Origin of the sequence: Aeromonas sp. 603607, from assembly GCF_049171595.1 — a bacterium.
GTDB lineage: Bacteria > Pseudomonadota > Gammaproteobacteria > Enterobacterales > Aeromonadaceae > Aeromonas > Aeromonas veronii.
The window spans coordinates 266156-290525 of sequence record NZ_JAAKOV010000001.1 but is presented as its reverse complement, the minus strand read 5'-3'; the positions used below and the strand labels follow the sequence as shown (position 1 = coordinate 290525).

Annotated in this window: 20 protein-coding genes; 5 read left to right on the top strand and 15 right to left on the bottom strand. The window is 58.2% G+C overall.

Annotation, left to right across the window (positions count from 1 at the left end):
- Window positions 1–80: 80 nt before the first annotated feature.
- Entirely contained in the window at window positions 81–914 is an 834-nt protein-coding gene (locus G5315_RS01285) for a hypothetical protein (protein WP_227342801.1), read from the top strand.
- 115 nt (window positions 915–1029) lie between these two features.
- Window positions 1030–1317, top strand: a complete 288-nt coding sequence (rplY, locus tag G5315_RS01280; protein ID WP_005345280.1) for a 50S ribosomal protein L25 — start codon at window positions 1030–1032, stop codon at window positions 1315–1317.
- An 89-nt stretch (window positions 1318–1406) separates the two neighbouring features.
- Here rplY and G5315_RS01275 read toward each other — a convergent pair whose 3' ends face one another.
- Window positions 1407–1805, bottom strand: coding sequence for a MerR family transcriptional regulator (locus tag G5315_RS01275; protein WP_216953528.1), 399 nt, complete (start codon window positions 1803–1805; stop codon window positions 1407–1409).
- A 122-nt stretch (window positions 1806–1927) separates the two neighbouring features.
- On the opposite strand from G5315_RS01275, the gene G5315_RS01270 reads away from it, so the two are divergent.
- Window positions 1928–3091: an acetyl-CoA C-acyltransferase gene (locus G5315_RS01270; RefSeq protein ID WP_421332158.1), complete on the top strand. Its 1164-nt coding sequence runs from the start codon at window positions 1928–1930 to the stop codon at window positions 3089–3091.
- On the opposite strand, the gene G5315_RS01265 is transcribed toward G5315_RS01270, so the two are convergent.
- The 11 genes from G5315_RS01265 to G5315_RS01215 form a co-directional block, all read right to left on the bottom strand.
- The gene (locus G5315_RS01265; protein ID WP_216953530.1) at window positions 3088–4311 is read right to left on the bottom strand and encodes an EAL and HDOD domain-containing protein; all 1224 of its coding nucleotides are present in this window, start codon (window positions 4309–4311) and stop codon (window positions 3088–3090) included. The genes G5315_RS01270 and G5315_RS01265 overlap by 4 nt on opposite strands.
- Window positions 4312–4427: 116 nt before the next feature.
- Entirely contained in the window at window positions 4428–5684 is a 1257-nt protein-coding gene (locus G5315_RS01260; RefSeq protein WP_421332157.1) for an OmpP1/FadL family transporter, read from the bottom strand.
- A 252-nt stretch (window positions 5685–5936) separates the two neighbouring features.
- On the bottom strand, window positions 5937–7220 hold the full coding sequence (locus G5315_RS01255) for an outer membrane protein transport protein (protein ID WP_227342806.1): 1284 nt from the start codon (window positions 7218–7220) through the stop codon (window positions 5937–5939).
- A gap of 402 nt (window positions 7221–7622) precedes the next feature.
- Window positions 7623–8402, bottom strand: a complete 780-nt coding sequence (locus G5315_RS01250; protein WP_227342808.1) for a DUF3379 domain-containing protein — start codon at window positions 8400–8402, stop codon at window positions 7623–7625.
- Window positions 8395–8994: a sigma-70 family RNA polymerase sigma factor gene (locus G5315_RS01245; RefSeq protein WP_204479196.1), complete on the bottom strand. Its 600-nt coding sequence runs from the start codon at window positions 8992–8994 to the stop codon at window positions 8395–8397. Before G5315_RS01245 ends, G5315_RS01250 begins: the two co-directional genes overlap by 8 nt.
- A gap of 13 nt (window positions 8995–9007) precedes the next feature.
- The gene (locus G5315_RS01240) at window positions 9008–10519 is read right to left on the bottom strand and encodes a BatD family protein (protein ID WP_204385366.1); all 1512 of its coding nucleotides are present in this window, start codon (window positions 10517–10519) and stop codon (window positions 9008–9010) included.
- A gap of 20 nt (window positions 10520–10539) precedes the next feature.
- Window positions 10540–11991, bottom strand: a complete 1452-nt coding sequence (locus tag G5315_RS01235) for a VWA domain-containing protein (protein ID WP_338454794.1) — start codon at window positions 11989–11991, stop codon at window positions 10540–10542.
- Complete coding sequence (locus tag G5315_RS01230; RefSeq protein WP_421332155.1) at window positions 11982–12974, bottom strand: VWA domain-containing protein; 993 nt, start codon at window positions 12972–12974, stop codon at window positions 11982–11984. Before G5315_RS01230 ends, G5315_RS01235 begins: the two co-directional genes overlap by 10 nt.
- Window positions 12971–13510, bottom strand: coding sequence for a DUF4381 domain-containing protein (locus G5315_RS01225; protein ID WP_421332154.1), 540 nt, complete (start codon window positions 13508–13510; stop codon window positions 12971–12973). The genes G5315_RS01230 and G5315_RS01225 overlap by 4 nt, the downstream gene beginning before the upstream one ends.
- Window positions 13495–14397 (bottom strand): DUF58 domain-containing protein, encoded by a 903-nt coding sequence (locus G5315_RS01220; RefSeq protein ID WP_421332153.1) that lies wholly within the window; start codon window positions 14395–14397, stop codon window positions 13495–13497. Before G5315_RS01220 ends, G5315_RS01225 begins: the two co-directional genes overlap by 16 nt.
- Window positions 14388–15338, bottom strand: coding sequence for an AAA family ATPase (locus tag G5315_RS01215; protein ID WP_421332151.1), 951 nt, complete (start codon window positions 15336–15338; stop codon window positions 14388–14390). The genes G5315_RS01220 and G5315_RS01215 overlap by 10 nt, the downstream gene beginning before the upstream one ends.
- Window positions 15339–15520: 182 nt before the next feature.
- Between G5315_RS01215 and fadI the strand changes: the two genes are divergently transcribed.
- Window positions 15521–16831, top strand: a complete 1311-nt coding sequence (gene fadI / locus G5315_RS01210; protein ID WP_128816624.1) for an acetyl-CoA C-acyltransferase FadI — start codon at window positions 15521–15523, stop codon at window positions 16829–16831.
- Window positions 16831–18978, top strand: coding sequence for a fatty acid oxidation complex subunit alpha FadJ (fadJ, locus tag G5315_RS01205; protein ID WP_421332377.1), 2148 nt, complete (start codon window positions 16831–16833; stop codon window positions 18976–18978). The genes fadI and fadJ overlap by 1 nt, the downstream gene beginning before the upstream one ends.
- A gap of 168 nt (window positions 18979–19146) precedes the next feature.
- Here fadJ and G5315_RS01200 read toward each other — a convergent pair whose 3' ends face one another.
- From G5315_RS01200 to G5315_RS01190, 3 genes are read right to left on the bottom strand one after another with little or no spacing between them, the layout of a single operon-like run.
- Window positions 19147–20667 carry a SpoVR family protein gene (locus G5315_RS01200; RefSeq protein WP_421332149.1) on the bottom strand — a complete coding sequence of 507 codons (1521 nt, stop codon included), beginning with the start codon at window positions 20665–20667 and terminating at the stop codon, window positions 19147–19149.
- Window positions 20668–20676: 9 nt separating this feature from the next.
- Complete coding sequence (locus tag G5315_RS01195; protein ID WP_064337906.1) at window positions 20677–21948, bottom strand: YeaH/YhbH family protein; 1272 nt, start codon at window positions 21946–21948, stop codon at window positions 20677–20679.
- A gap of 23 nt (window positions 21949–21971) precedes the next feature.
- Window positions 21972–23894 (bottom strand): PrkA family serine protein kinase, encoded by a 1923-nt coding sequence (locus G5315_RS01190; RefSeq protein ID WP_033113275.1) that lies wholly within the window; start codon window positions 23892–23894, stop codon window positions 21972–21974.
- Window positions 23895–24370: the final 476 nt, after the last annotated feature.

The window sequence follows — 24370 nt, the reverse complement described above, 5'->3', positions numbered from 1 at the left end:
TTTTAACAGCATGATAGCGCGTGATAAGAAGGGGTTGCCGGTCAGGTAGCCCCTTCAAACCGCAAGTCAGGGAGGCAAGGATGCTGGGGATCTGGTTGAGTGTGGCGCAGGTGGTGATCAGCGGTTATCAACCCATCGCGGAACAAACCTGGGTGCAGTTGAACCCGGAATATTACCCGCTGGCGCGCACGCCGCCTGCGATGTTTGTGGCTTGGCGTGGCAATCAGTTTCCGCCGCTGGCCCAAAAGCAGAAGCACGGTCGCTGGCAGATCCTCTTTCCCGCCCGATTGGTGCCCCCCTTCGATCTGTTCGAGGGGGAGGCGCAGCTCTCCAAAACCTATCTGGCAAGACTGCGGCGCATCGACGAGATGGCTTACGGGGTCGCCCCCGGCCAGGTCGCTGCAACCGTGCAGCATGGCAGTGTTTCACCTTTTGAGCCATCGCAACCCATAGCGCCCTTTATCGCCGAGTTCAACGTTCCTCGTGCCATGCCGGTTCAGTTGGCGGTCGCCCCCCGCTACGAAGCAGAGCCATTGCTGGCGTTGCTTGGTGCCGCAGTTGGCGAGAGGGGGAGTCGCAGTGATGGTCTGCTGGCGGCCAGCGTGTCATCTGATAGCACCACACTGACACTCTCTGCGCCGGCGGTTGGCGAGGGGCGCTCAGTGTGCCATCGGGTCGCGGCGGGTGAGACGCTGTGGCGCATCGCCAATCAGCTATCCAGCAGGGTGGGGGCAGATACTTACAGCTATCTGCTGGCCTTGGCCGCAGAAAACAGGGCGGGCCTCGGTAACAGTATCCGGGTCAAAACCGGGGAGGGGCTCTACTGTCCTCGCGCCGAGACGCTTGCGCAGTTTGATGCGTTGAGTCCGGCCCAGCGGCAACAGCAATTTGCTCGTCTTGAGCAGGGGCGTTAAAGCGCGGGATGAGCCTTGTATCCGCTATTGGCCCATGGTAGTATTCGCGCTCGTTTTGCGAGGTGCTGACCGGTCGCAGTCTGCACCATACATTCCTTTAAAAGAGATACACACTATGTCTTTCGTATTCCAAGCTGAAGTCCGTTCTGACCTGGGGAAAGGTGCGAGCCGCCGCCTGCGTCAAGCTGACCAAGTTCCTGCCATCGTTTACGGTGCAGGCAAAGAAGCCCAGTCCATCACTGTTGACCACAAGAAATTCATCCTGGCCCAAGAAAAGCCGGAATTCTATGAGTCCGTACTGACTCTGGTTATCAACGGCGAAGAAGTTAACGTGAAAGTGAAAGCTATCCAGCGTCACCCGGTACGTTACAAGCTGGTTCACCTGGACTTCGTTCGCGTTTAATCACGAACCGTCAGGTAGCAGAAAAGCCACTCTCAGGAGTGGCTTTTTGTTATCTGAAGCATGAGAAGGGGATCTCACTGCCCCCTTCTTTAACGACCCAGTTGCTGCAATGCCTGTTGACAGCGCCGCTCCGCGGCATCCAGCTCCAGCAGCACCATCCTGATATCTTCCATCTGCTGCTGCAGCGTCTCCCGCTTCTCGGTAACCAGCCCGAGCATGGTTTGCAGCTGGGTGCGGCTGCTCTTGTCGGCATCATACAGATCAAACAACTCCCGGATCTCGGCCAGACTGAAACCGAGCCGCTTACCACGCAGGGTCAACTTGAGACGAACCCGATCCTGCTTGCTGTAGATGCGGGTCTGCCCTTCTCTGGCGGGATTGAGTAACCCTTGATCCTCATAGAAACGGATGCTACGCGTCGTAATATCAAATTCCCGAGCCAGTTCACTGATGCTGTAGCTCCGGGCTTCATCCTTGTTTTTGTTCATATAAACTTCTTGGCGAGCTAAATCCTGCTGGCACCTTACCTAAACGTAAACTGCACTGCAACTCTTGTTCCCATGGCATAGAAAACCTATGTTATGACCATGTAACTAAAAGAGGCGGGCAAATGGATATTGCAATTGTGGCGGCAAAACGTACGCCAATGGGGGCGTTTCAAGGGGCACTGGCAGAGGTGGCGGCCCCGGAGCTGGGGGCCTGTGCCATTGCCGCTGTGTTGGCACAGGGCGGGCTTGTTCCCGAGCAGATCGATGAAGTGTTTATGGGCAATGTGCTCTCGGCAGGTGTGGGACAAGCGCCGGCAAGGCAGGCGATGTTAAAAGCGGGATTGCCAGAGAGTGTGCCTGCTACCACGGTCAACAAGGTGTGTGGCTCCGGCATGAAGGCGGTGATGCTGGCGGCAGATTCCCTTCGTCTGGGCGATAACAAGGTTGTGGTGGCTGGGGGGATGGAGAGCATGAGCAGGGCCCCCTATCTGCTGGATAATGCCCGCAATGGTTTTCGGATGGGCCATCAACAGCTTTTTGATCACCTTTTCCTCGACGGATTGCAGGATGCCTATGATGGCCAGTTGATGGGAATACACGCCCAGCGCAGCGCCGATCATGCCGGTTTGACCCGCAGTGCCATGGATGAGTTTGCCCTTGCGTCGTTGCAGCGTGCCCGCGCTGCGCAGCAAGCCGGCGCGTTTGCATCCGAGCTGGCAAGTGTCTATCGCGGTGATCGCTTGTTGCTGGCCGAAGACGAACAACCGGGCAAAGGGAGGCCGGAGAAGATCCCGACCCTGAAGCCTGCATTTGGTAAAGATGGCACCATTACGGCGGCCAATTCGAGCTCCATCTCGGACGGCGCGGCGGCGCTGATATTGATGGATGGTGCCACTGCGCAAGCTTGGCAGGTACCTGTACTGGCGCGGATCGTCGGTTATCAGAGTCATGCGGCATTGCCGGCCGAGTTCACTTCCGCTCCCGTTGGCGCAATATCCAGACTGCTGGCTCGTCTCGACTGGTCAGTGGATGAGGTTGACCTGTTCGAAGTCAACGAAGCCTTTGCCATGGTCACCATGCTGGCCATGAGCGGGTGCGGGATCCCCCATCACAAGGTGAATGTTCATGGTGGCGCCTGCGCATTGGGTCACCCGCTTGGCGCGAGTGGAGCACGTATTCTGGTGACGCTGATCTCGGCATTGAGGTTGCGGAGAGGGAGACGAGGCATTGCGTCTCTTTGTATCGGTGGCGGAGAGGCGACCGCTATTGCGGTAGAGATCCCTTAATCGCCGGTATCCATCGCTTGCAGTTGCTCGTTCACCCAGGTCGTTGCCGCGAGATAAAGGTGGCTTACCTTATCTTCATTCAACCCCAGGCGGGCTGTTCGGGCCGTGACTTTGGGCCAGTTGGCATTCTCGTAGTCTTCACAAAATGCGAGATAGAAACCGAGAGTGCCTTTGCGCTCGAGCAGCGCCAGCCGGATATCCTCGATCAGGGGGATAGTCCCCAGCAGCTTGTCCATCGGCTGCTCCATAAGCACATCCAGTAGCGAAAAGAGACCGGTGATAAACGCTTGCTGAGCCTGCAGGGTCGGCGCATGGGTATGCGCAAGCAACTCGCAGAAACGGGCACGGATCATCGACATCTGGTAGAGCTCGGCACTTTTCCCCTTGCCTGCACTGGTCGCAGCCACCAGTGAAACAAAACGCTTTAGCTGGGTATTGCCCAAGTATATCGCAGCCTGGCGAAACGAGGAGATGGGGTTTGCATGGCCTTTGAGATGATTGACATAGCGCAGCAACTTGAGTGACAGAGAGATATCCTGGCTGAGCAGTTGCTCGATCTTGTTGATATCGGGTTCTGTCTCGTTGACCACATTGAGCAACTGCATGACCACGACCTGGGCGGGCTCCATAGTGGCTTGTTTGACCATCTCGGGGCGGCTGAAGAAAAAGCCCTGAAACAGCTGGATCCCCAGCTTTTTGGCTCGTTCGAACTCAGCCTTGTCCTCAACTTTTTCTGCCAGATAGGTGAGTCCCAGCGCCTGATGGCGCTTGATGAACACCCTGATCTGCAACAGGGGCGTGTCACGCAGATCAAACTTGATGATGTGGATAAACGGGAGGAAGCGCTCCCAATCCGGCGACATGGTGAAGTCATCGAGTGCCAGCTGATAGCCCAGTTTGTGCAACTGCTTCACCTTTTCCAGCAGGGCATCATCCGGAGGGGCATCCTCCAGAATTTCGATCACCACCTTTTCGGGTGGCAGGCACTCGGCCAGTCCTTCCAGTAACAGTGAGTGGGGAAAATTGATAAAGCAGGGGCGGCCACCCAACAGCTGATCGATATTCTGTTGCAGAAACTGCTCGACCACCAACCGGGAGGTGGCTTGTTGTGAGGAGATGCTCGGGAAGACATTATTCAGGCTATCGCGAAAGAGCAGCTCATAGGCATGGGTATTGAGGTCTCTGTCGAGGATCGGCTGTCTGGCTACGTAGGAATACATGCCTTGCTCCAGTATGGGTACTGGGTTGATTTTATGGTGTTGCAGAACACTATGCCAGTTTTGACCCTGTTCGGTAAGGCAATAATTGGCATAGTGTTTTTCTGCAGGGAGGGAACTTAGAAGAGATAACTCATTTGGGCGCCAGCCAGCCAGGCATCTCCCTCGGAGGTGCCCTGGAAGGTGGAGGTGCTCTGCGGGTTGCCCGGTTGCAACTCCATTTTTTCAGTAACATCAACCTTCTTGCCATCGATCAGGGTTAACCCCAGATCCATGGTCAGGTTGGGGGTGAACTGATAACCCATCCCCAGGCTGTACCAGATCCGGTCGGCATCAGGAATGGAGATAGTACGGCGATCCGCTGGTACCGGGCTCGCATCGTAAGCAACTCCCGAGCGCAGCTGCCACTGGGAAGTCAGTTGATAGGTCATCCCGATCGCATAGCGCCAGCTATCTTCCCAGTGTTCATCCTTGATATGCATGTTGGGCAGTGTATCCAGATCGGCTTCCAGCTGGACAAATTTGCTCCAGTTGGTCCAGTTCAGGCTGCCATGGATCGCCAGTTTTTCGGTCAGCTGGTGAAATGCAGCAAGCTCTGCCGTTGCGGGTAGCGGAAGATCCAGAGAACCTGTGTCTTTTAGCTCCTTGCCGTTGGGCAGGCCAAGAATGGCATCACCCGAGAGTGTCAAATTGACATCGTGGCGGTATGAGAGCCCAATCCGGGTTTGCTCCGACAACTCCAGCAAGGTGCCGACATTCCAGCCCCATGCCCAGCCATCCCCTTGCAGATGTTTTGCTATCAGATTGCGAGAGGGGAAGGTGCCACCGACTTCGCCCTCGCCCTGAATAGCAGAGATCCCTGCGCCAATTGACCACATCTCATTGATGCGATAGGCAAGAGAGGTTCCCAAATCCATGGTCTTGATATCGGAAACATTGCCAAAGTGGCCGGCACTGTAGTTATCCGGCATCTTGATGCCAAGACCATAGTAAGAGGTGGCCGAGAAGCCGAGGCGCCACTGCTCATTCAGCGGGATGATGAGATAGGCGTTGGGCACCCAGGCCGAGGCCGCGATATCGTGTGCACTCGCATCGGAGGTGACGATGCCGGCTTGCGTCGGCAAACGTGTGTGGCCTTCGATATTGACGTCAGGGCTGACATAGATAGCTCCGCCAGACAGCGCCATCTGATCGAAACGGGTCATGGCTGCGGCATTGCGGGAGAGTACGCTGGCGTTATCCGCAATGGCGGCTTCACCGGCAAAAGCGCGTCCCAGGCCCGTGGCGGATTGTTCAGCCAGCTGGAACCCGGCGGCATGGGTTTGACCCGCGATCACCAGCAGGGCGATGGCGGACGGTTTGATGATGGAATGCATGGGAAAATCCTTGCTGTTACCCGAGGTTTCAATAGGTCATATGGATGGAGGCAGGATTTTATATGGTATGACCAGTAAGGCAACGCTCATGGTGGTTATCCGGAGAAAACAAGATTTAATGCTGGGATGATGTAGTCTAATAGCTTGATTGAAAAAGAAAAATAAACACGTGTGTGCTACAGCTGTGCGCTGAAACTGTTTTTTCGGATAAAAAAAGAGCGCCTGTCGGCGCTCTTTTCGGTGGCGTTCTAATCAGAACTTCATATTGAACTGGGCAGAGGCCAGGAAGGCATTGCCGTGGGAGGAGCCTTTCCAACGCAGAGGGTCTGAGTGGTTACGCAGACCTTCGTTGACATCAACCTCTTTACCGTCCAGATAGGCCATACCAAAGTCAATGCTCATATCAGTATTGATATGGTAGGTCGCGCCAGCGCTATACCAGACACGGTCAGAATCCGGGATGCTCAGGCTGCGGTATTCGGGCTCGATTGGGCTGTTGTCATAAGCAAAGCCAATACGCGCTTCCCAAGCCGGGTTGATATACCAGGTACCGCCGATTGAGTAACGAGTAGAGTCTTTAAACTTCTCATCCTTTTGCAGACATACGCCGCCAGCGCATTGGCCGCTGGTTGCTTTCAGCTCCTGGAAGGCACTCCAGTCAGTCCAGTTGACAGAGTAGTGAACGGCGAATTGCTGATTCAAACGGTGATAACCGGCAAACTCGGCCTGAGCAGGGAGATCCAGTTTCAGATTGCCATCAACAGTGCGGTTCCCTGAAGTGAGCCCCTGGAAGTCACCATCAAAGCTCATATCGACCTGTGAACGGTAGGTCAGAGCAAAGCGATGGTTCTCATTGACTTCGTACAGAGTGCCAACGTTCCAGCCAAAGCCCCAGGTATCGCCTTTCAGGTGAGCCAAGCGAGTATCTGTTGCCAGCGGGCCACCCTGGCTCGGTGGGTTCAGCGGACCCAGCAGACCAGCATAGCGGTTGAGTTCGGCAGCACCGTAAACGGCGTTGATACCGGCACCCACACTGAAGTGCTCATTGATGCGATAGGCGATGTTCGGGTTGATATTGAGAGTCATCAGTTCAGTATCACCGGCACCGGCACCAGCCGGGAAGGTTTTGGAGTACTCGGTAGATAGCCCGTAATTTGAGAAGAGGCCGATACCCCAAGCCCACTGGTCATTCAGCGGCTGAATAAAATAAGCGGCAGGAACGAATGCTGACGGAGCAATACCTGATTCGCTGGCAGGAACTGTACCCAGAGGCGTAGCAACGCTGCCATTCACATCGACATCCGGCTTGATGTAGGTGCCGGAGACAGAAACCGCCATCTTGTCGAAGGTGGTCATGGCAGCCGGGTTACGGGCCAGCACGGAGGCGTTGTCGGCGATAGCCGCTTCACCGGCATAGGCGCGACCCAGACCGGAGGCCGAGTGCTCGTTCAACTGGAATGCCGCGGCATGGACTTGACCGGTGGCCAGCGCGATGGTGGCGGCAATCAGGCTCTTCTTGAAAATAGTTGTCGTCATGGTGTTCTCTCTTGTAGGCAGATTTTTTTGCCGATATTGGCTGCACGTTCAATGCAAACCTCGACAAAATCCGTTTTTATTTCAGCTTCTTCCCAATCAATTCTGGCGTGATTCTATGGATCTGGTAGGAGGTAAGAAATCAGACCAGTGACAGCAGAATACATAAAAGTGATTGATGTGTTAATCATTTGTTTTAACTTGCTGTTTAATTCATCATTTTCAGGGTCTAAAGGCGGAATATTGACCTGGATTGCCGATCTCCGTCACAAAAATAATTTTGTCAATTTTTCGAAATCTTGAGGCAAATGAGTGACAAAGGGGAGTAAACAGGGAGGGAACAGGCAGCGTCTCGTGACCGCCGCCTGCTATTGAGGATGGCTCTGAGGTTGTTAACCAGCGATGTTAAATGTCCCACTGCAGACGTGACTGCAGGGCGTTGGCAACAGGGGCAAGTGGCTCTTTCATCTCGCCAATCAGTACCATATTGGCGCCTTTGAGCTGGACTATCTCCCCTTTGAGGGTGCCATCATCAAAGGTGTCCTGTTGCAGGGTTAATGGCACATGTTTGGGCACTAAAAAGAGAGTGACTGGCCCCATCTTTCCCTGGATCACCATGTGCAAGGCCGGTCCCTGATAAAACGAGCAGTGATTGACATAGGTCACCTTAAGCCCATCCATCCCGCTTAAGGTGGCGCCATACTTCTCCATCTTGGCATTGATGCTATGCAGATTGACCTGCTCATCGACACCTTCAATAAAGGGTTCTTCACCATAGACATGAGCCATCGCCACCTGTGCGAGGGAGAGGGCCGCAGGAGCCGTTTCTGGCAGCGTGATCCAGCGGGTGCTCATTCCCAGCAGGAAGGCGACCGATGCAGCCAGGGCGATCTGGCGCCAGGATGTCGATGTCCGGATCTTGACCGGTGCCGTGCCAAGGGGGCGGGATGGCGGCATATCATCTGGCGCGTCACTGTCTTGCAGCATGGCTTGCCTGAGCAGGATCCGCTCGGCCAGTCCGGCGGGAACCTCTACCTGCATGGTGCGCTTGAGGCTTCTGTCGAACTGCTTCATCTCGTCGAGGTAGTTCCGATTGGCCTGGCTTGCTTCAGCAGTTTTGAGAAAGTCCGGTTGTTGATCGTTGGGCTGGATCATGGCGTTGCGGCGAAATTCGAGTTCATCCATGTCCGTGTCCTCTTGCTTGGTTCTTCTGCTCCATCGCCTCCTTGATCTGGTTGCGGGCGCGAAACAGTCGGGTCATAACGGTGTTCTTGTTGAGGCCGAGCATCTCGGCAATCTCCTCACCACTGAATCCTCCCACGACTTGCAGCAGCAGTGGCTCCTGATACTCCTCGGGCAACCGGGCGATGTGACGGTGCAACCACTCGTTCTCCATCTCCTGTTCGCTGTGCAGCGCATCGTGCTGGGGTTGAGGGTGATCGTCGAGATCAATCAGTTCCAGCTGTTTGCGTTCAAAGCGGCGGGCGTTTTCCCGTCTGAGGATGGTGATCAGCCACCCTTTGGCTGCCTTGTCATCCTGCAGGGTGTCGATAGCCTTCCATGCTCGCAGAAAGGTCTCTTGCACCAGATCTTCCGCTACGTTGGGATCCCGGGTCAGCCAGTAGGCATACCGGTATAGATCGCCGTGCAGCGCATGAACCAGTGCTTCAAATTTGGTTTGTTTGTCAGCCATGGGATCAGAGACCGGCGAAATGGCCGGATCATTTCCACCAATATGCTGCTGAGCACGTTTTTTTCTAAAAAACAGCAGTGCCATAGAGCAATCCTTGTCAGGGGGCGTGGCGGCGGAAGCGGTAACTCCCGTGCGCCAGCAGGTAAATCAGGTGCGCAATACCGGCAGCTTCATCTGCCCTGAGGGTACGCGCCAGAGCGCGCCACTCGATGGGGGGGCCAGAAGAGGGTCGTGAAAAACAGGCTCGCTCGAGTGCGGCTAGCGCGTTGCCGAGCCGATTATGCCCAGCGTCAGGCAACTGGCCTAATTGATAATAGGAGACCTGCCATCGCAAGGTCGCCCACCGGATCAGCGTCTTGCGACTGGCATCCGGCTGGTGTCGGGCAAGGGCTCGTTGCAGTTGATAGAAGGCGCGCCAGCGGGGCCCGTTGCGCCATAGCGTACGCAGCGTTATGGCCAGCACGACCCACCAAAGGCTCTCTCGCAGTGCCACCTGCGATGTCTGCTGATCAGGTTGCCGATTTGTCGTTGCCTGAAACGTCAGCGTGATGGCGGGCAGGCTGGCCTGCTCAATCCGGCCACTTTGGGTATTAAACCAGGGCAGATCAATGGGGGGCAGCTGGTAGTCGCCGCTCTGCTCCGCGACCAGAGTCTGGCGCCACTGTCGCTCAAACAGCAGCTTGCCATCTCGGTAACGCTCCTGCTGTTGCTCGCCATCGGGATGTGCCTGTATGCCGCTTGGCAGTTGATGGGCCATCAGGGGGGCAAGCTGGATCTGGCCGCTGTCACCATTTTCCATGGTCAGGGTGAGGATCCGGATCAGCGGTTCACCCACTTCCCCCTTGGAGGCCGGTTCAAGCCGTTGACTCAGGGTCAGCCGGGTGGCCACCGGCGTGGCGGGGGCCTTGTCGACCCTCACCTCGAGCGGTGCCGCGCGGGCCGAGAGTTTTTGCGGCTTGCTCCCCTGCTGCGTGAGCTGCCCCTGCAAGCGGGGTGAGTCGAGGAGCCATAGCCCAGGCGCTTTTGCCTGAACGAGCCAGCTGCGGGTGAGCCTGCCGGGCAGACCAGCCTGAGCGGGGGCGATCCACTCGTCGCTACCGAGGCGACGGATAGTGAAGTGGGCAGAGCTAAGCTCGCTCAGGGCCGGGTTTTGCATACTGGTGGGCAGCCACAGTGTCAGCCGGTAGATCACCGGCTGGCCGGGATAGAGCGGGCCCTGATGCTCAAGGCTGGCCTGCATCTCGAGGGGCGAGGGGGCTGCGGGTTGCGGCAGCGAGGCAGTTTTCGCCTCTCTCAATGGCAGGGTGAGCGAGGGGGTAAACTCATTTCCCAGCTTGAGCGGGGCAATCACCACCTCGGTATTTGCAGGTGAACCGCTCTGGTGCAGCGGGATCTGCCAGCGAGTCAGTTGTTGTACCGGGGTGGTGACCCGGCTCATGGTCACTCTGCCCACTGCAAACTGGCGCAGTAGGGGGGTGATCTCCAGTTCGCTGCTCTGGCGCTCGCCATCCGCTTCGATGATCAGCAGCCAATCGCTGGGGTCAGCCCCCGGCAGCAGCTCTGCCCGGGGGGGTAAGGCCCAGCAAAGTGGACTCACCAGTGCGAGCAACAACCCCCATCCTGCCCGCGTCACCAGGGCTCCTCCACCTTGATAAGATCCCGGCGCAGCGCCTCTTTACGCAGTCGCTGCTCCAGCAGCAACACCGGGGGAGAGGAGGGCAAGGGCATTGCCGTCGCCTGCTGAGCTGCCGATGGTTCGGGCTGCTTACTGTTGCTGGTATCGGGAGCGGCCGCCGCAGCGCCCTGTAACAGAGAGAGATTATAGAGCGCATCTTCATGCCCGGGTTCGAGCGCCAGAGCGGCCAGATAGGCCTCTTTGGCTGCGGCAAACTCCCCCAGTTGCAGCAGGGCATTGCCGCGGTTGTAGTGGGCAGTGGCGCTCGCCGCTTCCTGATAGGCTGAGATGGCTTGCCGGTAGGCACCAGCTCGATACCAGGCGTTGCCGCGCCAGACTGGATCGTTGAAGGTGCGGGCTGCCCGCTGAAAATCCCCCTCTTGATAAGCCTGCATCGCTTGCAGGTCTCCCCTCTCTGCCGCTTGCAGGTCTTGTGGCGCAAGCAGCTGAGCACCCACCATCAGCGCCATCATCAACCGGGCGCCGACTCTGGCCAGCAAGGCCAGTGGTAACAAGGGGATCAGCAGCCAGGGGCCAAGATCCAGTGGTGCCGGGGTGAGGGCCGAGGTCGTGGCGGGGAGAGGGGCAAATCGGGGTACATCGCTACCAAGCCATTGCAGCTCACCGCCGAGGCGATTGGCCAGTGCGGCAATGGCCTGACTATCGGGGGCGGGCAACTGCGCGGGCATGCGGGCGGCAAACCCCAACTCATTGGCCGGAATGGCGGGCATGGGGGCCGGTTGACCACTGCTGGCAAGCAGAATATCGAGGCGTGCCGACTGGGTGTCGCGGCAAAGAAGGCGTTGCTGGCAGGGCCACAGGGCGGCGATTTGGGTCATCTGATTCCGGGTGAGGTCGTCGGTGATCAGCAGCAGACGCGCTTGTTCTCCAGGGGCCAGCTGCTTCATGGCAAGTTCCACCGCCCGTGCCGGGTTGCTGCCCTGCAGCGGCATGATATCGGGGCGCAAGTCGGGCAGCAGCAGCGAAAGGGCTTGATGATCCCGGGTGGGCGGCATGGCGAGGTAGGCATCGCCTGCGTAGAGGATCAGCGCGATGCGCTCGCCCTGAGCACGGCTCAGCAGTTGCTGCAACTGCCACCTGACCCGGGTCGCCCGATCCGGTTTGAGATCGGTGGCGGTCATCGAGCGTGACAAGTCCAGTAGCCAGATATCTAGCGGTGCCGCAGGTTGCTGTTGCAGCTCACCGCGCAGTGCCGGTCCACTCAGGGCCAAAATGACGGGCAGGGTTGCCAGCCAGAGCCAGGGACGTTGAGGACGGGATGCTGGCAGCAGATAAGCCTGCATCGCAGGTGCGAGCAGCGGGGGCTGGCGACGACGGTGCCACCCTTGCCAGAGCCAGGGGATGAGTGCGATCAGCCACAGAGGGCGGAGCAAGATCAGCTCCATCTGCGCGCGCCTCGTGCCAGCCAGTTACGCACCATGCGAAACTCCAGTCTGCCGTGCCCTGATGGCAGAAGCAGCAAGCCACAAAGCAGTGCCAACGGCCAGGGGTAGAGCTCGATCACCGGCTGGTACTGGGCAATCGGCATGGGGGCAGGTTCAAGGGCATTGAGGGTCGCGTTGATGGCATCGAGATCGCTTTGGGTGCGTGCCCGAAAGTAACGCCCCTGGCCTGTCTGTGCCAGCTCTTTCAGGAGCGGCTCGTCCAGTTCGCTGCTGGGATCGGCCTGACCGCTGCCCGCCTCATCGTAGGGTTGAATAAAGGTATCGGGATCGGCCCCGACCCCCAGCGTGTAGATCCGTATTCCCTGCGCTGCGGCGAGTTTTGCCTCCTGCAGCGGGTCGGCATTGCCTGCGGTATTGCGGCCATCAGTGACCAGCAGCAGGGCGGTGGGGCGACCCGGATCTCCATGCTGACGTGCCAGCTGGATGGCTTCGCCAAGGGCGGTGGTTCGGCCGACCAGATCAAAATCGAGCTCGTCGCTCAAGGTCAACAGCGCCGGGATCTCCTGAGTGAGGGGAGAGAGCAGGTAGGCGTGATCGGCAAAGACAATGAGGCCCACCCTGTCTCCGGCCCGTTTGGCGATCAGCGTCTTGATCTGCTGGCGCACCGCCGTTAGCCGTGCTTGCTGCTCGCCGTTATCGAGCATATCAGGGGTGCGCATGCTGTCTGACAGATCCACCGTCAGCAGCAGATCCCGACTCCCTTCATATTGAATAACCGGTTCTCCCCACCACTGGGGGCGGCAGAGGGCGAGGATAAGGGCGCACCAGAGCAGCATGGCGCGCCAGAGCGGTAATCCGGCCTGAGGACGCAGCAGCGCAAACCCGGGGTGAGCCAGATAGCCGCGGCGCAGGGGCGGCAAGCCGAAGCGCACCAGCAAGGGCAGTACCAGCGCCAGCGCAAACCAGGGCCAGGCCAGGATCATGAATGCCTCCGTGCGGTTTTACGCCCCGAGCGGGGAGAGCGTTGCAAGAAGAGGGTCTGACCCCAGCGCCGATAATCTTGCCGCAACTGTTCGCACTGCTCGCTGCTCGGGTTCTGGCTGCCATAGAGCCAACCGCTCCAGTGAGGGGCGAACTGGCTGAAATCGCTGCCCCCGTGGCGATCGACGAAGGCGAGCCACGCCTCTCCCTGCAATTGGCGCGCCTCGGGCCAGCGTTGCAGTGCTTCATGACGCAGGGCCTCCTGTATGCGTGCCACCAGCAGCGCCGGATCTCCCTCCAGCTGATGACACCAGCGGCGGTAACGTATCACTCTCCGGGCAATCAGGACGATCAGTAGCAGCAATAAGCCGGTGATCAATAGCCACAATAGCGCCAGCACTCTGGGATCAAGACTCTGTTCAATCAGACCCGGCCCCGGGTGGATGTCTCGCATCAGGGCGGCCAGCGGCGGAGTGATGGCGTCGGAGGCTGGACTGGCGCTGTCGAGTTCGGCGGGCGAGATCATCCCTGATGACATAACCCCTCCTGCCACTGCTGTTGCAGCGTCTGGCTGTTATCGAGCAGATAGAGACGCTGCACCAATGGCAACAGCAACTGCTTGCCGTGGGCTAGTTGCTTCTCGGCGACATGCCGGTAGCGCTGGGAGAAGCCGGCATGGCCCCCATCCAGCCAGCCCTGATAGTGTTGCCCTGGCCGATCGATAGCCACTGGCAGCTGGCCGTCAGGGGGAAGGGCTGCCTCAAGGGGATCGCGGATCTGCCAATAGTGAATATCGTGGCGCCGGGAGAGCAGTTGCAATTGCTGACAGAGCACCGACTCGCAGGGTCTGTGATCGGTGATGATCGTCAGCTTGGCACCGTGAGGCAGCTTCACGCCGGACAAGGTGTCGGCCAGCGAGTGAGAAAGCGCCCGGCGGGCCAGCCCTTGCTGATAGTGATGGCAGAGGGATTCGAGCAGGGGCAGCACGCTGCCGCGCTGGCTCTGGTGATGGGGGATAAGCCCGTGGCAGATCAGGGTGTTGTGCTGCTTCTCCCCTTGCCAGAGCAGGGCTGCTGCCAGCTCGCACCCCAGGCGCGCCTTGAGCTGCAGCGTGGAGCCGAAATACATGGCAGGAGAGAGATCGAGCAGCAGCCAGTGCGCCTGATCGAGCTCCTCGCTATAGAGGCGGGTATAGGGACGGCCGAGGCGTGCCGTCACTCGCCAGTCGATATGGCGTACCTCGTCACCAGCCTGATAGGCGCGCAGCTCGCGAAAGGTGAGTCCGGGAGAGCGGCTCGGTTTGCCGCGTTCGCTGCTGCTTCTGCCTGCGTGAGGTGGCTTCTTGGCCTTGGCCCAGAGCCGGATATTGAGCAGCCGTGGCAGCGACAGGGCGATATCGGGATGGAGATCCGGCGTTAGGGACATGGCACCTGATCCAGCAGTTGGGCGATCAGGATATCGTTATCCAGATTGTCGGCCAGTGCCTGATAGCTGGGGATAAGGCGATGGCGCAGCACCGGATAGGCTTGCAGCTGAATATCTTCCGGCAGCACATAATCACGTCCGGCGAGCCAGGCGCGGGCGCGGGCGGAGCGAGCCAGCCCCAGCGTAGCCCGAGGGCTGGCCCCCACGGCAATCAATGGCTCGAGGGCAGGGCAAAGGCCGCTGCCCGGGCGGGTGGCACAGACCAGCTCCACCAGATAGTGTTCAAGCCTGCTCTGCATGCTGATCGCCAGCACTTCGCTGCGAGCACCTTGCAAGGCGGCCTGGCTCAGGGTCACTGGCGCTGCGCCAAGCTGTTCGCCGCTGGCGTTGAGCTGCAAGATGGCGAGCTCCATCGTAGGGCTCGGGTAATCCACCATCAGCTTGAGCAGAAAGCGGTCGAGCTGCGCCTCCGGCAGGGGATAGGTTCCCTCCTGCTCGATGGGGTTCTGGGTGGCGGCGACCATAAAGAGAGGCGGCAGTCGCCAGCTCTTTTTGCCCACGGTGATCTGGTGTTCAGCCATGGCTTCCAGCAGCGCTGATTGCACCTTGGCCGGTGCCCGGTTGATCTCGTCCGCCAGCACCAGATGGTTGAAGAGGGGGCCTGGTTGGAATACAAAACTGGCATCCTGCGGGTGAAACACCTCGCTGCCGGTGAGATCGGCGGGAAGCAGGTCAGGGGTGAACTGGATACGAGCGAAACGTCCCTCGACAGCGCCAGCAAGCGCCTTGACGGCGCGGGTTTTGGCCAGCCCGGGGGCCCCTTCGATTAACACATGTCCTTCACATAACAGGGCAATCAGGAGCCCTTCTATTAGCTCCTCCTGCCCCAGGATCTGACTGCCAAGATAATCCCTAAGTGCTCTGAACTCGGCCGCTGCCATGCGATAAACCCGTTGTTTTTATGGAAGTTGATCTTTTTATACTCCAGTTGCTCCCCAAGGGCGAGCAAAGGGGCCTTGCCGTGCTTAATTTAGTTTCAATCAGCTGTATGAAACTTGTGATTGGATTGTTAAGATGTGGCGCAATGAGGTCAGACCTCTGCCTTTTAAACCAAGGAGCCAGGATGAAACAGCCATTGAAACTGACGACTCGCCAGGGCGAACGGATTGCCGTCGTGGCGGGGCTGCGTACCCCTTTTGCCAAGCAGGCCACCGCCTTTCATGGCGTGCCTGCAGTCGATCTCGGCAAACTGGTAGTGAGCGAGATGCTTGCCCGTACCGATCTCGATCCCAAGCTTATCGACCAGCTGGTGTTTGGCCAGGTGGTTCAGATGCCGGAAGCCCCCAACATTGCCCGCGAGATCGTGCTCGGTACTGGCATGAGCGTCAATACCGATGCCTATAGCGTCTCCCGCGCTTGCGCCACCAGTTTTCAGGCGGTGGCCAACGTCACCGAATCCATCATGGCCGGTACCGTAGACATCGCCATCGCCGGTGGTGCTGACTCCTCCTCCGTGCTGCCCATCGGAGTGAGCAAGAAGCTGGCCCGTGCCCTGGTGGATCTCAACAAGGCGCGCAATCTGCAGCAGCGCTTCAATATTCTGCGGACATTGAGGGTCAAGGATCTGCTGCCGGTGCCGCCCGCTGTGGCGGAATACTCTACTGGCCTCTCCATGGGGCAGACCGCCGAGCAGATGGCCAAGAGCCACCAGATCAGCCGCGAGGCGCAAGATGCGCTGGCTCACCGCTCCCACACTCTGGCCGCGCAGGCTTGGGCTGATGGCAAGCTCAGCGGTGAGGTGTTTACCGCCCATGTACCGCCCTACAAATCACCGCTCGAGCGGGACAACAATATCCGTGAAAGCTCGGATCTCGCGAGCTACGCCAAGCTCAAGCCGGTTTTTGACCGGGTCCATGGCACAGTGACTGCGGCCAACGCCACGCCGCTGACCGATGGCGCCGCCGCCGTGCTGCTGATGCGCGAAGGTCGCGCGAAAGAGCTTGGCCTCGAACCGCTTGGCTATATCCGCAGCTTCGCCTTCTCGGCCATCGATGTCTGGCAAGACATGCTGATGGGCCCCTCCTATGCCACGCCGCTGGCGCTGGACAGAGCCGGTATCACGCTCAGCGATCTGACCCTGATCGACATGCACGAAGCCTTTGCCGCCCAGACTCTGGCCAACCTCAAGATGTTTGCCAGCCACGAGTTTGCCCGTGACAAGCTGGGCCGCGAACAGGCTATCGGCGAGGTGGACATGGAGAAGTTCAACGTCCTCGGTGGTTCGCTGGCCTATGGCCACCCCTTTGCCGCGACCGGTGCGCGGATGATCACCCAGACCCTGCACGAGCTGCGTCGTCGTGGCGGGGGATTGGGGCTCAACACCGCTTGTGCGGCGGGTGGATTGGGCGTGGCTATGGTGTTGGAGGTTGAATGATGAGCGCTAAGACTTTTTCCCTGGATGTTCGCAAAGATGGCATCGGCATCCTCACCATGGATGTGCCGGGCGAGAGCATGAATACCCTGAAAGCCGCCTTTGTCGAGGAGATCCGCTCCGTACTGGACGAGGTAAAACGCAACAAGGATTTGATCGGGCTGGTGATCACCTCCGGCAAGAAGGACTCCTTCATCGCCGGCGCTGACATTACCATGCTGGCCGCCTGCACCAGTGCCAAGGATGCCGAGATCCTGTCACGAGAAGGGCAGGAGATCTTTGCCGAGATCGAGGGGCTGACCATTCCGGTGATCGCCGCCATTCATGGCCCCTGCCTCGGTGGCGGGTTGGAGCTGGCGCTGGCCTGCCATGGTCGGGTGGTGACCGAGCACGGTAAAACCGTGCTGGGATTGCCGGAAGTGCAGCTCGGTCTGCTGCCGGGCTCTGGCGGTACCCAGCGTCTGCCGCGCCTTATCGGGGTGGCCAAGGCGCTGGATCTGATGCTGACCGGCAAGCAGGTTCGTGCTAAACAAGCCAAGAAATTGGGGCTGGTGGACGATGTGGTGCCGCCGTCAATCTTGCTGGATGCTGCCATCAAGCTGGCCAAGAAGGGCAAACCGCGCCATCAGTTGAAACGGGATCTGCAGGGCAAGGTGCTGGAGACCAACAAGCTGGGCCGTAAGGTGCTGTTCGATCAGGCCAGCAAGGGGGTGAAAGCCAAGACCCGCGGCAACTATCCGGCGCCGGAGCGGATCCTGGATGTTGTGCGCATCGGCGTGGAGGAGGGGATGAAGGCCGGTCTGGCCGCTGAATCCCGCCACTTTGGCGAGCTGGTGATGACTGCTGAGTCTGCCGCCCTGCGTTCCATCTTCTTTGCCACCACCGAGATGAAGAAAGAGGTCACCTATCAGGGAGCCGAGCCGCGCAAGGTGGCCCATGCCGCCGTGCTGGGCGGTGGTCTGATGGGGGGCGGCATTGCGTTCGTCACCGCTACCAAGGCGGGCGTGCCGGTGCGGATCAAGGATGTGGCAAGCGCCGGGATCGGCAATGCCATGCGCTACAGCTATGACATTCTGGCCAAGAAGCTCAAGCGCCGTCATATCCTGCGCAGCGAGCTGGAAAAGCAGATGAGCCTGTTGACCGGTACCCTCGACTACTCCGGTTTCCACCGGGTGGACATGGTGGTGGAGGCGGTGTTTGAAGATCTCAATCTCAAACACCAGATGGTGAAGGACGTGGAGCGTGAGTGCGGTGAGCACACAGTGTTTGCCTCCAACACCTCTTCCTTGCCCATCAACCAGATTGCGGCAGAGGCGGCGCACCCAGAGCGAGTCGTGGGGCTGCACTACTTCAGCCCGGTGGACAAGATGCCGCTGGCGGAGATCATCCCCCACGCTGGCACCAGTGCCGAGACGGTCGCTACCACCCTGGCTTTTGCCCGCGCCCAGGGCAAAACGCCCATCGTGGTGAAGGACGAAGCCGGTTTCTACGTCAACCGCATCTTGGCGCCCTACATGAATGAGGCGGCAAGACTGGTGCTGGAAGGGGAGCCGGTAGAGGTGCTGGATAGCGCGCTGCTGGACTTTGGCTTCCCGGTTGGCCCCATCACCTTGCTCGATGAGGTGGGGATCGATGTGGGCGCCAAGATCTCCCCTATTCTTGAAAAAGAGCTGGGCGGCGAGCAGTTCCAGGCGCCCAAGGCGTTCGACAAGCTGCTGCAAAATGATCGCAAGGGACGCAAGAACGGCAAGGGCTTCTATCTCTATGGCAAGGCGGCACCGCGCAACAAGCTGACTGGCAAAGAGGGCAAGAAGACGGTGGACGAGAGCGTCTATGGCGTGCTCGGCATCAAGCCGTCTGCCAAGCTGGCCCGTCAGGAGATCGCCGAGCGCTGCGTGTTGCTGATGCTCAACGAAGCGGCCATGGCGTTGGATAGTGGTGTGGTGGCGTCGGCCCGTGATGGCGATATCGGCGCCATCTTCGGCATCGGTTTCCCGCCTTTCCTTGGCGGCCCGTTCCGTTATATGGATACGCTCGGGATCGATCATCTGGTTGGCCGTCTGGAGTATTACCAGAAGCGCCACGGCGACCGGTTCGCCCCCTGTGCCCGTCTCAAGGCGATGGCCGCAGAGCAGCAGACCTTCTACTGATAATCGCTGCCGAGTGACAGCAAGGCAAAGAGGCCCGCACACCATGCGGGCCTCCTTCTATGTTGTGGTTTGTTCGGGTTGTACGGCTTGGGCAGCGCTCATGCTGGCAGAAGCAACCGATTAAAAAACGGCCCACCGAAGTGGGCCGTCGAGATATCACGTCACGGGTCAGATCCCCGGTTTGCGCTCCGGGCTGCGGCCGATGATATCGGGCGGCAGCTCGCCGTTATCCTGCTCCAGCACCACGTCGAATCCCCACAGTTGATGCAGGTGTTTGAGCACCTCATGGCGTGAGTCGCCAAGGGGTATGCGGTTGTGGGGCACATAGCGCAGGGTGAGGGAGCGATCCCCCTTCACGGCAACGTTGTAGACCTGAATATTGGGTTCCAGATTGCTGAGGTTGTATTGGGCCGACAGAGTATTGCGCACCTGACGGTACCCCTCGTCATTGTGGATGGCGGAGACCTTCAGATAGTTCTTCAGATCGTCGTCATCAATGGCGAACAACTTCATATCCCGCATCACTTTGGGACTGAGGAACTGGCTGATAAAGCTCTCATCCTTGAAGTTCTGCATGGCAAAGTGGAGGGTTTCGACCCAGTTGCTGCCGGCATAGTCGGGGAACCAGTATCTATCTTCCTCGGTCGGGTTCTCGCAGATGCGGCGCAGGTCAGTAAACATGGCAAACCCCAGCGCATAGGGGTTGATCCCCGAGTAGTAGCGGCTGTTGTAGGCCGGTTGATAGACCACGTTGGTGTGGCTGTGCAGCACCTCCATCATGAAGCGATCGCTCAGCTTGCCCTCGTCATAGAGGTGGTTGAGGATGGTGTAGTGCCAGAAGGTGGCCCACCCCTCGTTCATCACCTGAGTCTGCTTTTGCGGATAGAAATACTGGCTTATCTTGCGCACTATGCGCACCACTTCCCGCTGCCAGGGCTCCAGCAAGGGGGCATTCTTCTCGATAAAGTAGAGAATGTTCTCCTGGGGTTCGGCGGGGTAGCGCCTGTCCTCCACACCCGCGGCTTTATGCTGCTTGGGTAGGGTACGCCACAGCTCGTTGACCTGAGTCTGCAGATAATCTTCCCGCGCCTTCTGACGCCGCTTCTCCTCTGCCATCGAGATCTTCTGGGGACGCTTGTAGCGATCCACCCCGAAGTTCATCAGGGCATGGCAGGAGTCGAGCAGCTGCTCCACCGCCTCGATGCCATGCTTCTCTTCACACTGGGTGATGTAGTTCTTGGCGAACAGCAGGTAGTCGATGATGGAGGAGGCATCGGTCCAGGCCTTGAACAGGTAGTTGTTTTTGAAGAAGGAGTTGTGGCCGTAGCAGGCGTGTGCCATCACCAGCGCCTGCATCGGCATGGTGTTCTCCTCCATCAGGTAGGCGATGCAGGGATCCGAGTTGATGACGATCTCGTAGGCCAGCCCCATCTGGCCGCGCTTGTAGTTGCGCTCGGTATGGATAAAGCGCTTGCCGAACGACCAGTGCTGATAGCCGATGGGCATGCCGACGCTGGAGTAGGCATCCATCATCTGCTCGGCGGTGATCACCTCGATTTGGTTGGGGTAGGTGTCGAGCTTGTAGAAACGGGCGACCCGGGCGATCTCCTGGTGATAGGTCTCCAGCAGATCGAAGTTCCAGTCTGGTCCGTCATCCAGTGGCGCTACACGTTTTTCTGTTTCGATCATGTGACCTCCTCACGCCGCTTGTTTCTTGAACAGCTCGCGGAACACCGGATAGATATCCTCGACCTTGCGAATGTGCTCCATCGCAAAGTGGGGGAACTGGCTGGCTACCGACTCATATTCGTGCCACAGGGTCTGGTGGGCACGGGTAGTGATCTCGATGTAGGAGTAGTACCGCACCCTTGGCATGATGTCCCGCACCAGGATCTCCCTGCATTGCGGTGAATCATCTGCCCAGTTGTCACCATCCGACGCCTGCGCCGCATAGATGTTCCACTGGTTGGCGGGGTAACGCTCATTGATGATGTCATTCATCATCTTGAGGGCGCTGGAGACGATGGTACCGCCGGTCTCCTGGGAGTAGAAGAACTCGTGTTCGTCCACCTCCTTGGCCTGGGTGTGGTGGCGGATATAGACCACTTCTACGTTCTTGTAGGTCCGGCTCAGGAACAGATAGAGCAGGATATAGAAACGCTTGGCCATCTCCTTGGTGGCCTGATCCATGGAGCCCGAGACGTCCATCAGACAGAACATCACCGCCTGGCTGGAGGGGACGGGCCGTTTGACGAAGTTGTTGAATTTGAGATCGAAGGTGTCAATAAACGGCACCGCATCGATCCGTCGTTTCAGCTCCCTGATCTCCTTCTCGAGCAGGGCTATTTCGGCAAAGTGCTCGTTGGGATCGGCGGCCAGCAGGGCCAGCCGATCTTCCAGTTCATGCAATTGGCGTTTCTTGCCTGCTTGCAGCGCCATGCGACGTGCCAGCGAATTTTGCAGGGAACGCACCACGTTGATGTTGGCGGGCACCCCGTTTGAGGTGTAGCCCGCTCGGTAGGTTTTCACCTCCATCAACTGGTTGAGCTGGGTTTTCTGCAGCCTGGGCAGCTCCAGATCTTCAAACAGCAGATCGAGATACTCATCCTTGGAGATCTGGAACACGAAATCATCGGCCCCTTCCCCCTGATTGGATGCCTGTCCCTCGCCGGAACCCTGTCCGCCGCCTCCTCCTTTGGGACGGTCAATCTTGTCGCCGGAGACGAACTGGTCATTGCCGGGATGCACCATCTCCCGTTTACCACCGTGCCCCTGATGAAAATGGGGCTCGCCGATATCCTTGGTCGGGATGCTGATGCTCTCGCCCTTGTCTACGTCCTGAATGCTGCGCTTGGAGACAGCATCCGAGACCGCTTGTTTTATCTGCTTCTTGTAGCGGCGGATGAAGCGCTGCCGATTGACAGCGCTTTTGTTTTTGCCGTTGAGCCTGCGGTCGATAAAATGCGCCATAACTCCCCCTTGAACAGTCAGGGTCAGGATGACTTGCGTACCCTGAGATACCATTCGGAGAGCAGTCGCACCTGTTTACGGGTGTAGCCTTTCTCCATCATCCGTTCGACAAAGTTATCGTGCTTCTTCTGCTCCTCGGCCGAGGTTTTGCTGTTGAAGGAGATAACCGGCAGCAGCTCTTCCGTGTTGGAGAACATCTTCTTCTCGATCACGGTGCGCAGCTTCTCGTAACTGGTCCAGTTGGGGTTACGGCCTGCATTGTTGGCCCGGGCACGCAGCACGAAGTTGACGATTTCGTTGCGGAAATCTTTCGGGTTGCTGATCCCGGCGGGTTTTTCTATCTTCTCCAACTCGCTGTTGAGGGACGCTCTGTCAAACAGCTGGCCGGTTTCGGGGTCACGGTACTCCTGATCCTGGATCCAGAAGTCGGCGTAGGTGACGTAGCGATCGAAGATGTTCTGACCGTACTCGGAGTAGGACTCGAGATAGGCGGTCTGGATCTCTTTGCCGATGAACTCCACATAACGCGGGGTCAGATAGCCCTTGATGAACTCAAGGTAGCGATCGTGCAGCTCTTGCGGGAACTGTTCGCGCTCAATTTGCTGCTCCAGCACATAGAAGAGGTGTACCGGGTTGGCGGCCACTTCAGCGTGGTCGAAGTTGAAGACGCGGGAGAGGATCTTGAACGCAAAGCGGGTAGAGAGACCATTCATCCCCTCATCCACACCGGCGTAGTCGCGATACTCCTGATAGCTCTTCGCCTTGGGATCGGTGTCTTTCAGGCTCTCGCCATCATAGACCCGCATCTTGGAGTAGATGCTGGAGTTTTCCGGCTCTTTCAGCCGTGACAACACCGAGAATTGGCCCAGCAGTTCGAGGGTACCCGGGGCGCACTTGGCCTCGGTCAGTTCGCTGTTGACCAACAGTTTTTCGTAGATCTTCACCTCTTCCGAGACGCGCAGGCAGTAAGGCACCTTGACGATGTAGACCCGGTCGAGGAAGGCCTCGTTGTTCTTGTTGTTGCGGAACTGCTGCCACTCGGATTCGTTGGAGTGGGCCAGCAGAATGCCGTCAAAGGGGAGGGCAGAGAGACCTTCGGTACCGTTGTAGTTACCCTCCTGGGTTGCTGTCAGCAGCGGGTGCAGTACCTTGATAGGGGCTTTGAACATCTCCACAAACTCCATCACCCCCTGGTTCGCTTTACACAGCGCACCTGAGTAGGAGTAAGCATCGGCGTCATCCTGGGCGAAGTGCTCCAGCATGCGGATGTCGACCTTGCCGACCAGTGAGGAGATATCCTGGTTGTTGTCATCACCCGGTTCCGTTTTGGCGATGGCAATCTGATCGAGGATGGAGGGGTTGACCTTCTCCACCTTGAACTTGGTGATGTCGCCGCCAAACTCGTGCAGGCGTTTGGCCACCCAGGGTGACATGATGGGACGCAGGTAACGGCGCGGGATGCCGTACTCTTTTTCCAGGATCTCCCCATCCTCTTCGATATCGAACAGGCAGAAGGGGTGATCGTTGACCGGTGAGCCCTTGATGCGATAGATGGGCACCTTCTGCATCAGGGATTTGAGTTTCTCTGCCAGCGAGGATTTACCGCCGCCAACGGGGCCCAGCAGATAGAGGATCTGTTTCTTCTCCTCCAGCCCCTGGGCGGAGTGTTTGAGGTAGGAGACGATCTGTTCGATGGCCTCTTCCATCCCGTAGAAATCCTTGAAGGCGGGATAGCGTGCCACGACGCGGTTGGAGAAGAGTCGGCTCAGTCTGGGGTTGGCTGAGGTGTCTACCATCTCCGGCTCACCAATGGCGGTCAGCAGACGTTCGGCTGCGGAGGCGTAGCAGGCTTTGTCCTGCTTACACATATCCAGGAACTCCTGGATGGTATATTCCTCTTCTCTCGCTTTTTCATATCGCTGTTGGTAATGCTCGAATATGCCCATAACTTTGCCCTCGTTATAGTCGCTTACCCTGAAAAAAGTGGATGACTGCTTTTGTGTTGTGCGCTTTTAAAGCCTAGTCAACAGACTCCAGTAATCCATCACGGTTGATAGGTTAAATTCTGAAGAAACCTGCCCGATCCTTTTGCGGGGAGGGTCAGTCAACAACACCGCTATGTTACTGACTGTTAAATTATTTTTGCCACGATAGTGAGGTAAATGTCAAAGACATAAAAAATAAATGTTTATGGGAAACAGGGAACTTATTGCGAAAAGATTAAGGGGTTTGACGAAAGGCAATGGGGCTGCGGGTTGGCGGGGTTATGGATGAGAATGTCATTACGTGAACGTCAACGTAAATCACTTTGTTTGGAGTTTTGGCTCTAATTTTTACATTGACGCTACATTTTGAGTGCCCTAGATTGGCGATGTGTGAGCAGCAAGACGCTTTAGCAAGAGAGTTGACTGTTGCCTCACCA